Here is a 10,628-nt window from a genome sequence, read left to right as displayed (position 1 = left end):
AGTGGCGTTCGCGATACGGACTAAAAGATCAGCTGTCTCAGCGGGACGAAAGACATTCGTATCACAGCAAAAATAAATCATCATTAAATCTTACCTGTCCGTGTACTTTTAGTTAAGAAAAAACTTCATCTTCTTGATTTAAGATAATAAGTTACTGATTATCAGGGAATAATTTTTTGGCGTTCGGTGCTTCCACGTAACACAACCGATCGATCTTATGAATGTTCATTCCTGTATCCCTGTGCTGGTTTTGTCCGCCCTGCTGCTGGCTTGCGGAGGTAAGAATACGCCTTCCAATGTGGAAACGCCGGGCAAGGAGAAAACGACCAAAGACAAAGTGCTCGAAGCCGGAGCCGATCTCTTACAGGACAAACGTCCCCTGAAGGCTCTGGACATGTACCTGGACGGATTTCATTTTTACAACGGGGACATGAAGGGACAAATGGAAGCTCACCACTACTGTCGGCAAATCAACAATGACTGTATTCAATGCGTCATTTTCGACGGAAACGGAGCGGATGCGAAGATTATGGGGGTGGAATATATTGTCTCCGAGCAGGTCTTTAAAACCCTTCCCGCCGACGAGCGTAAGCTCTGGCACAGTCACCACCACGAAGTAAAATCAGGTACGCTCATTGCCCCGGGCATTCCGGAAGTAGCCGAACACGAACTCATGGAAAAACTGGTGAGTACCTACGGCAAGACGTTCCATACTTGGCATACCGACAAAGATCTGGTATTGCCGATGGGGCATCCGATGGTGATGATGGGATTCACGCAGGAGGGGCAGTTGCAGGATAGTTTAGTAGCGGCCCGCGACAAACGTTTTGGTATTTCAACGGCTGAAAAGAAAGAGAACCGGGCGGATATTCCTACGCCCGCTATTCAGGCGGGAGCGAATGCCTGGGAAAAGGGCGAAATCCGTCAGTTGAAGGTAACGGATGACTACAAGGGTGTACTATCCCATCACCATCTGAACTAGTCATAATTTGTAATCTTCCCGAAAGATCTTACGCTTCCGGGAAGATACAGGCAAGCCCATTAAGCCTTTCGAGCCGCAATTAGTCCGTACTCCATCTGCGTAGGAATCTCGGTCGGTAAGGGCTGTAACCCGGCCTGCTCAAACCAGTTGCGGTGTTCCTGTCGGCTATAAATGCGACCCTTGGTACCCCAGAACAACGCGGCTCCGTAGTCGGTAGCGGGTTTGGGGCCATCGAGCGTGTCGTTCAGAAACGTATCGTGTACCCACAATTCACCACCGGGGCGAAGGGCCGTCGCAAAGCGTTGAGCCAGTTCCTGACACGTTTGCGTCGGCCAGTCGTGAAAAAGACTCGCGGCCAGTAATAGATCCGTTTGGGGTAAAACATCCGTCAGCATATCGCCCGCCTGAAACTGGATACGGGTGCGGATCGTCTGATCACCCGTATGAGCAATGAATTCTTCCAGCAGTTCTCTGGCTACTTCCAGTACCTGGGGTCGGTCAAAAAGCGTAGCCGTTGCTGAGGGATTGCGGTGTAACCATTCGAACGTGTAGAAGCCCGTACCTCCGGCCACGTCGAGCAGATGGCCTTCGATGCGGGGGAGGTGTTCGGCCACGATCGGGGAAAGTTTACGAGCCCGTCCGGCCAGCCCCAGCGTGAACAGCCGGGCCGTTTCGGGTTCATCCATGGGCGATGGAGTGTCGGCATCCATGACGTACGAAAAGCCTTCAGAGGCATCCAGCGGGCCATCGTTTTGCAGACGCGTCACCATTTCCAGCACCCCCGGATCTTCTTTTTCCAGACCTACGTAACCAATCAGATTTTGCGGTGTTTTTCGGGACAGGTACTGGCCCAGTTCCGACGGATAGAGTTTGCCTTCGTCCGTTTGCGTCAGCACTTCCATCGCACAAAGGCTTGGAATAAGAACGTGAGCGGGACGCTCGCTGAGTTGAAGCCGGGTTTGTAATTCGGTAAACGAAAGTGGTCCGTGTTCGAATTGTTCGAATACACTCAGGTGATTTACGGCGGCTACGAGCAGTCGCGAACCGTACATGGCCCGCAGGTGACGGGTAATCGGAGCCAGATCAAGGGTTGGTTGCATAGGTTTAGAAAGCCAGAAAATAGTTAGAAAAGTAAATCGTATACAAACCTACGGAATCCTCGCAGTTCCCTCAAAGTTGAAAGGCCTTGCAACGCAGGATTCGTTGCCTGCGTATTCATTATCGAACACTCCAATACAAACCGACGATGGAACGTAAAGACTTTTTGAAACGAGGATTTTCTGCATTAGGATACATGGCCATAGCTCCCCTGTTGGGTAGCTGCAAGAAGGATGAAGATAGTACAACACCGGAAAGTGGTACCGAAACGGGGTCGGGTAGCTGTACGGCAACGCCTTCAGAAACCGAAGGTCCATTCCCTACGAAATCGCCCAGCTCACTGGTTATCACGGACATTCGTTCGGACCGTACGGGGGTGCCCTTTACGATTAAAATCAACATTCAGAATAAAAATAATGCGTGTGGAGCGTTAGCGGGAGCCTTAGTAGATATCTGGCACTGCGATAAGGACGGTAATTACTCGGAATACGGCGGAACGGGGATGCAAAGTAGTAACTTCACTTCCGTGCACTTTTTGAGGGGACGGCAAACGACCGATGCGAACGGATTAGTTACCTTTACCTCGATTTTCCCGGGCTGGTACTCCGGCCGGGCTCCGCACATTCACGTACACATCTATAACTCGAGCGGAAAATCGTTGCTGGTTACCCAGATTGCGTTCCCCGAAGATGTGTCGAACACCGTCTATACCACGGCTACGAACCTGTACACCCGTGGTAAGCAGGATACCAGCAACGCTCGGGACAACGTATTCGCTGACTCCATCGCTACCGAACTTGCTACCGTAACCGGTAGCGTGGCGGCGGGATACGTACTCACTCATACGATTGTGGTGAGTGCTTAAGGCATACGAGATCAAGGAAAGAATTTTTGTATCCGGCTATCCCTCGATCATCGAGGGTAGCCGGATCGCCAGTATCTGGATTGTTGCTTTGCCAGAAGAAAACGGCGATGCAAAAAGATCGGGTACGTTTGGATGGATTTCAATGCAGATTAATACGACGTACATAAATCTACGTTTTAATAACTATGGGAAAAAGCATGATTCGACTGAGGTACCGTAAGGTAATTACGGCAGCCTCGACCGCTGCCTGGGAACGGCAGGTATTTGAGGAGACGTATCAGGAACGTTTTGAGAAGCTTGAATACCACCAGTCGTCGCAACGTTACCAGACGCAGGTGCTGGCGGCAGAGCCACAGGCCGATCAGGAGCTGGTAAGTACGGTAATCATGGACTATATCGAACAACTGCAGGGATACGTGCCTGACGTGGTAAATACCGCCGGCCAGCGGACGCTTCCCTTTCGGGAATTCAAGTCCGAAATCCTGAATGCTCACGTGGAACAAAAGCAAGAGCACGCCGTTGTGATTGATTTTTACAGCGAACCGCTCACCTGGATTGATGTAGTAGGAACCCATCTGCTTGTTGCCTACGGCGATCAGTTGGCGGCTTTACGGGCTGGTCAGGACGTAGAAAAGGAGCTAATCCCGCTGCAACCCCTTTTAAATATTCATTCGATTCAATAACAAGGAATGAAACAGGACTCGGTAGAAGCTCAGATCTACCTGGCTAATCAGCGGGGGCTAACGGAATTGGACTGGTTGCGAAGCTGGCAGGTATTCAACTTCGGACCGTATCAGGTGGAAGGTCGGCAGCCGTTTGGTGACTTACAGGTATTCAACGACGATACGCTACAAGCCGGAGCCCGCCTGCGTATGCAGGCTGAGGGAAATACCCGCGTACTCATTCTACCGCTGGTGGGTGGCATCGAGTACACCGACGGAATGGGGGGACATACGTTTATTGCCGCTGGGCAAACGTTGGAGGTAACCACTCCCAATTCGCTTTCGTACGAAATTGCCAATCCGTATGAGGAGGAATTGATCAATTTCCTGCAAATCTGGATTCATCAGGAAACGGATGCGTATCGTCTTGCCAGCCAGTCATTCGAGTTGAGTCCAGGCAATCAGTTGGTACCCATTAGTCAGGATCAACCCTATTACATCGGGCAATACGACGGGCGGGCGGAAGGTCAGTATACGCTCATCAATCCCGCCAAAGGTGTATTCATTTTTTGTATCGAAGGGGCTTTTGAAATGCAAAACCGACTGCTGGAAAGCCGGGATGGATTATCGCTGGAACATACGGATACAGTTGAGTTTGAGGCCCTTTCTTCGGGAGCTATTGGATTGATTATGGAAGTGTAAAATCATAGAGAACCCCTACTCATTCCGATGGTAAGTTGGATGAGTAGAGGTTAGTAATAAACTGTATTGTAATAGTAGTGAATATTATTGATTAGGGTATTTATTAAATCTTCTTAAAATTATTTTTATGATGTAGAAGAAACTTACAATATTCAATATAATTCCTACAACCATCACTACATGACTTATTATTTGGGGCAGAGAAGTTGAAGTATATAAGAAAGCTCCTAACAAGCTTAAGCTTTGGGCTATAATAAAAAGAGTAATAATCTTTTTCGTGGTCATAGTGATTATTAGTCTATAGTAAAAGGATTACAAGGGTTACCCGTACCGCCACCACTTGTGCAGGCAGCAATGGCAGAAGCCGACCATACCGCAAAGCATGGAGTAAGAGTACAGGCAATATCACATACCATATCAGCTTCACATTTAGATTTATCTGTTGGTAATTGTGATTGATGCATGCGTAACAAGGATTCGGTGGTTCTTGCCTTCCTCCAGGCGATGATAAGTTATCTTTTATTGCTGAGCCAATCAACTGATTATTTCTGAATTTTTCAGCGATAATATCTCCTTGCCTTGAACGTAAATAATTGGTTCCTGTAAACTGACCTTTATTGTTTATGGTCCCTACTTTTTCAAATACAGTAACGAAAAAGCCATCTTCATCTGTTGAATAGAAAGCTTCCAAAACCTTATTACTATCTATTACTGGGATCGAAATAACTTGGATGGTAGAATTTCATTGAACTTTGTTATCGTGGCCTCTTCCACTTTTAGTGGACCAAAGAAACTGATATCAGCATGACGGCTAAGCTTTTCAAACAAAGAATCGGTAGTGCTCAATTTTGCAACAATTTTTACTGTGAATAATTTCGGCAACGTTTCTTTTGATTTGACAATTTTTTCTTGATCTCTACATGCGTAAGAGATTAAGAAAATTACTAGTGTAGATACACAAAAAGTAGGTTTTTTTCATGGGGCTATAAGTTTTGGTTTTATAGCCGTAATTATTGAATTTTTTCAATTCATTTCAAAACAACAATTAGTATTTTTTTGAGTACAAATACTAATTTTTTTATTAAATGAAAGATAATGCCTGGATAGGATAAACCATAAAAATAGCATATTAGCTTTATGCTGTTTGAAGTATAGTATTCCGCTCATTCCAATTTACAGCCATTATGGAAAATAAATCGGGGCAAGCAACTTAAATCCGGATGAATAATTTCTTCTGATACATCCAGTACAAAATCAGCCAGTAACACAACAATACGATCAGGCCACGTAGGATAGGTGCGTAGGGTTCGCCTAAAAACTCATACACGTTTGGCCCGAAATGCGTACGAAAGGATTCTGCAATGAATGGTTCAAACAAATGAGCCATGCAGTAGGCGGCAATGGAATTTACGCCAATAACCAGTAAGGGGAAACTCCAGCGTTGCCATTTCCGAATGTCAATCAAGAAGTAAAATAACGCCAGTAACAAAAAGCACCAGCCCCCGCTGAAAAGCACCCAGGAGGGCGTCCAGATGCGTTTGACGGAGGGGCAAAGGCCGGTTACGGATAAGAGGCTCCCGAATACTATCCCAGCGACACCCATCATCAGAAAGCGTTTGAGTAAGCCCGCCGACTGAGCCCGTACCCAGCGACCCGCCTGTAGTCCGAGTACCATAGTGGCCAGCGTTGGTATAAAGCTCAGGGTGGCATAGCCGCCCTCGTTGTAAAGGAAAGGTTCTTCGCGGGGAAACAGGTTAAGAAACCAGGTATCGAAGGCCCAGGCCAGATTAGTATTCTTATTGAAATGAGCGGCAATGCCGGTAAAATGATACGGCCAGTCAGCGGGTACGCCGACACGTTCGGGAGCCATGGCTGGAACGGGGTACAGCACAAACGCCAGCCAGTACCCTACTAAAATCACCCCCAAAGCAATCCATCCCGTACGGAACGAGCGTTGAGCAATCAGGAAGAGCAAGGGATACCCCAGACCAATTTGGGTTAGTGTATCTTCGAACGTAAAGTTGGTTTGTGAACGGCCAATGGATCGCAGGAAAATCCCCAGTAGGATTAAAATCAGCGAGCGACGCAGCGTATGGGCAAACTGAAGTCCAAAAGGTTCGCTCTTGCTGATACGACTGGCCAGGGAATAAGGCAGAGCCACGCCCACCAGAAACGAAAACGAAGGCTGGATGAGATCATGAAGCGAGCAGCCCAGCCATTCCGCGTGACTTTGGTGATACGCCAGAAACTGCCAGAATGTACTTTCAGGAAAGTTTTCAGCGACGCGACCCAGCTGTAGCACTTCCGCCATCATCAAAAACATCACAAAGCCGCGGTACGCATCCATCGACAGGAGTCGGCCTTTGGGAAAGGTAGTAGTAGTAACAGACACGATACGATAGGTTTATCAAGAGGTAATGGTTTGCTGAGCTAAGATAGGGGAAAAGGGTGGGGCGATACTACATTCCTACTAAATCGTTGGCAGTAAGCAGTTCAGCAAAAAAGGAAAGGCTCACCACTCGGTGAGCCTTTCCTTTAAATGAAAACCAATAATCAGTATTAATCTCTCGCCCGGTTATCCGGAGCGGGAGCTTCCAGACGTTTCACCGGATTCTTTTTGAGTTGATCCAGTACGGTTTCAATGGCTTTTTCCAGTTGGGGATCTTTGCCATTCTGCGTATCCTTTGGCGTCATTTCGACTTCAATATCCGGAGCTACGCCGATGTTTTCTACTTCCCATTTACCGTCGGGCGAGTAGATACCAAAGCTGGGCGAAGTAACCGAACCACCGTCAATCAGCGAAGGATAGCCCGAAATACCGACGAGCCCACCCCAGGTACGCTTACCAATAATGGTACCCAGATTCCGGCGACGGAAGAAATTCGGTAAAGCATCACCACCCGAACCCGCGTACTCATTAACGATCATCACCTTAGGACCGTAAATGGAAGCCGCGGGTGACGTAAAGGATTTACCTTCCCGACCGTTCCAGTAGCTCAGTAGCGGCCGATTCAACATATCGATAATGTAATCCGCCACGAAACCACCGCCGTTGAAACGCTCATCGATAATGACCGCGTCTTTATCCAGCTGACTGTAATAGTAGCGGTTGAAGAACGTGTATCCATCGGAACCCGTGTTCGGCAGGTATACGTAGGCTACTTTGCCACCCGTTGCCGCGTCTACTTTGCGGCGGTTGCCTTCCACCCAATCCATCTGACGAAGGCCTGTTTCGTTCGCAATCGGAACGACCGTTACGGTACGGGCACCGGATTCACTGGGTTTGCTGTTGACTTTCAGTATCACCTGCTTACCCACCAGGTTTTCGAAGAAGCTATAAACGTTATCCGTAGCCCGTAGCGGACGACCATTAACGGCGATCAGGTATTCACCCGCCTTGACCGTAACGCCCGGCTGGGTTAGCGGAGCTTTCAGATTTGGATTCCAGTTCTCACCGTTGTACACTTTCTTGAAGCGGTAATAGCCATTGTCCGTTTCGTAATCAGCTCCCAGTAAGCCAATCTGAATGGGTTTTACTTCCGGAAAATCACCCCCGGATACGTAGTTGTGTCCCACAACCATTTCACCCATCATCTCACCAATCAGATAATTAAGATCGGAACGGTGAGCGACATACGGCAGAAATTTCGCGTACTTCTCTTTCACACCTTTCCAGTCGGCTCCGTGCATGTTGGGTACGTAGAAATAATCCCGCTCAATCCGCCAGAATTCGTCGATCATCTGCTTCCACTCGTGGCGGGGATCAACCAGTGCCTGTAAACCGCTGGCGTCTACTTTGCCATCACCCGGATTCACTTTTCCACCGACGTCTACAATACCTACATTCGAGCTGCCCGAGAAATACAGGAGTTTTTTGCCATCGGCACTGAGCGTGTAGCCCGCTACACCCGGCAGAAAGGGTTCAGACTTGCGTTCCTTCAGATCAAATCGATTCAGGGATGGAGCCGTTACCGCGTCGCCGTAATTGACATAGAACAGTTTACCCCCATCGGCTACGGCCAGAGTACCGAGAGCAGCCGCCGGAATAGGGAGTGCCAGAATGCGTTGGCCAATGCCCTCCAGATCCACGACGACTTTCGGTGTCGGCTCATCTTTCTTGGGCTCGTCTTTCTTCGCGGCGTCGGACTTTTTATCTTTTTTACTGTCGTCTTTTTTATCGGACTTTTTCTCGTCTGCTTTTTTCTCATCGTTACCTTTTTCCGAGTCAGAAACCTTCTCTTCGTCCGATTCCGGAGCGAAAGGGGAAGGATCTTTCGCATTCAATACCACCACGTACATATTACTGGTCACCCGCCGATCGTAGGCACTCATGTCCAGCCCGCTTACGGTTGTACCGGTATTGGTGCTGGCTGTGAAGAATACGTACTTGCCATCCCGGCTGAATACCGCATTACCGGCATCACTCTTGCCATCGGTAATGGCCGTTGCTTTGCCCGTTGCGATTTCGTGCAGGAAAACAGTATTCAGGTAATTGACCTGCTTTTCGGAGTATACAATCCATTTGCCATCGGGCGAGAAATGGCCCTCCAGATTGGTGCTGGGTCCGTAGGTGTCCGTCGCTACTTTGACGGGTTTCTTCGCCGACAGATCCATGTACCACAAGTTCAGCTTCTTGTCCTGATACAGGATTTTCTTGCCATCGGGCGAAAACTCCGTAAGGCGATAGAAGGAAGGCTCGCCCAGCGAAATAACTTCCGGCTCTTTCTCGCCTTTCTGATCCACCAAATGCAGCTGGTACTCGCCGGAAGCGTCGGATACGTAAGCAATTTTGTCTCCTTTGGGGGACCAGATTGGGTCGCGGTCGTGGGTACCATCGCTGTGCGTCAGGTTACGCCAGTCGCCTTTTTTTGCCGGAACGGTATAGATGTCGCCGCGTGCTTCGATTGCCACGCGTACACCGCTGGGCGAAAGACTGGCATTCCGAATCATGTTGGAAACATTTTTCCAGGTGGGTCGCAGAGCCAGAATTTCGGGAGATATACTGATGGGGACGGGTGTGGCTTTACCCGAAGCAGGTTCCAGGGTATGCAGACGTCCGGCGTATTCAAAGACCAGTTCCGATCCGTTGCCCGTCAGCGTTTTGACATCATAATCCGTGTAATGCGTGATTTGCTTGACTTGTTTGGTCGAACGATCAAACTCAAACACGTTCATGATTCGATTCCGATCCGAAAGAAAATAGACTTTCGAACCAATCCACACGGGCTGAACGTCGGAAGCATTCACGTGCGGAATCAGTTCCGAATCCATCGTTTTCGTATTCACCAGACGAATGGGCGTCGTCATCCCGCCCCGGTAGCGTTTCCAGGTGTTGAAAGCATCCGTAATGGTTGTATACGCAATCGTCTGACCGTCGGGCGAGTAGCTGGCCCAGTTACCGCTCATGATGATGGGTAATTCCTGCGGTAATTCTCCATTGAGCGATACAGTAAACAATTTAGGATAACGGGGCGTGGTTGAATTGGCCGTCGACGTGAACAACAGGTGTTTACCATCGGGCGACCAGCTACGGACTACATCCGCACTGGGATGCCAGGTTACGCGTTTGGGTTCACCACCGTTGATCGAAATGGTATAGATGTCGGCGTTGCCGTCGTACGTACCGGTGAAGGCAATGGTTTGTCCATCCGGAGAGAACAAAGGGCCACTTTCTGTACCGGGAGCTACGGTAAGCCGGCGGGGTTGCGAACCATCCCGATTGGCAATCCAGAGATCACCGCCGTAGGTGAATGCAATGTGCGTTTTGGATAAGGTAGGCTGACGAACCAGTAAGGTTTCGTTGGAATGCTGGGCTTTTAATTCCGGACTTTTTGCCAGAAGTAAAGCTCCCAAAGCGGTTAGGAGTATATGACGCATGGGGGAAGCGGTTGATGTCACAAAAGATGCAGGATGCAAATTAGCAGCTTAAGGCTGCATTTGGTACCATTGCTTGATCGTTGGTGGCTAAATTATTGATGGATGGTAGGGCTTGGCGTAAACGGTCGGGAGAAGAGGCAGAAAATGAAGGCTGAAGTCGGGAAAAGGATAGCTGGTGCCTCGTACCCCGCATTGCATACGGGGCTAATCAGGTTGATGGGGATTCGATTAAAGAGGCAGCAACTGGTATACGTTTCCAAACCAGCCCCACAGGGGGTGTCGCACTTAATCGTCCCGTTTCAATTTTCAGTATAGAAAAACGATAACGTAAACGGGACGGGTTGTTCGTAGCATTCGCTACGGACGCAAACGTTGGTAGGCTGTGCCTGCCAGGCGGGACGCACCTATACCCCGCATTGCATACGGGGCTAATCACATTGAA

Annotated in this window: 8 protein-coding genes; 4 read left to right on the top strand and 4 right to left on the bottom strand. The window is 48.9% G+C overall.

Going from position 1 to position 10,628, the window contains the following annotated elements; genetic code table 11:
* Positions 1–217 precede the first annotated feature (217 nt).
* Positions 218–982, top strand: a complete 765-nt coding sequence (locus BWI93_RS07955; protein WP_094809995.1) for an OBAP family protein — start codon at positions 218–220, stop codon at positions 980–982.
* Between the two features lie 59 nt (positions 983–1,041).
* Here the strand turns inward: BWI93_RS07955 and BWI93_RS07950 are convergent, their stop codons facing one another.
* Entirely contained in the window at positions 1,042–2,082 is a 1,041-nt protein-coding gene (locus BWI93_RS07950; protein WP_094809993.1) for a methyltransferase, read from the bottom strand.
* Between the two features lie 146 nt (positions 2,083–2,228).
* On the opposite strand from BWI93_RS07950, the gene BWI93_RS07945 reads away from it, so the two are divergent.
* From BWI93_RS07945 to BWI93_RS07930, 3 genes are all read left to right on the top strand, one after another.
* Positions 2,229–2,945, top strand: coding sequence for an intradiol ring-cleavage dioxygenase (locus BWI93_RS07945; RefSeq protein WP_094809991.1), 717 nt, complete (start codon positions 2,229–2,231; stop codon positions 2,943–2,945).
* Between the two features lie 197 nt (positions 2,946–3,142).
* Positions 3,143–3,628, top strand: a complete 486-nt coding sequence (locus tag BWI93_RS07935) for a hypothetical protein (protein WP_094809987.1) — start codon at positions 3,143–3,145, stop codon at positions 3,626–3,628.
* Positions 3,629–3,634: 6 nt separating this feature from the next.
* Positions 3,635–4,309, top strand: coding sequence for a hypothetical protein (locus tag BWI93_RS07930; RefSeq protein WP_094809985.1), 675 nt, complete (start codon positions 3,635–3,637; stop codon positions 4,307–4,309).
* 298 nt (positions 4,310–4,607) lie between these two features.
* Here BWI93_RS07930 and BWI93_RS27415 read toward each other — a convergent pair whose 3' ends face one another.
* The 3 genes from BWI93_RS27415 to BWI93_RS07920 form a co-directional block, all read right to left on the bottom strand.
* On the bottom strand, positions 4,608–5,000 hold the full coding sequence (locus BWI93_RS27415; RefSeq protein WP_141217393.1) for a hypothetical protein: 393 nt from the start codon (positions 4,998–5,000) through the stop codon (positions 4,608–4,610).
* A gap of 519 nt (positions 5,001–5,519) precedes the next feature.
* On the bottom strand, positions 5,520–6,701 hold the full coding sequence (locus BWI93_RS07925) for an acyltransferase family protein (protein WP_369679122.1): 1,182 nt from the start codon (positions 6,699–6,701) through the stop codon (positions 5,520–5,522).
* 167 nt (positions 6,702–6,868) lie between these two features.
* Positions 6,869–10,186 carry a S41 family peptidase gene (locus BWI93_RS07920; RefSeq protein ID WP_094809981.1) on the bottom strand — a complete coding sequence of 1,106 codons (3,318 nt, stop codon included), beginning with the start codon at positions 10,184–10,186 and terminating at the stop codon, positions 6,869–6,871.
* Positions 10,187–10,628 lie beyond the last annotated feature (442 nt).

Origin of the sequence: Siphonobacter sp. BAB-5385 (assembly GCF_002261125.1) — a bacterium.
Lineage (GTDB): Bacteria > Bacteroidota > Bacteroidia > Cytophagales > Spirosomataceae > Siphonobacter.
The sequence above is the reverse complement of the archived record's forward strand: the minus strand, read 5'-3'. Positions and strand labels throughout refer to the sequence as shown.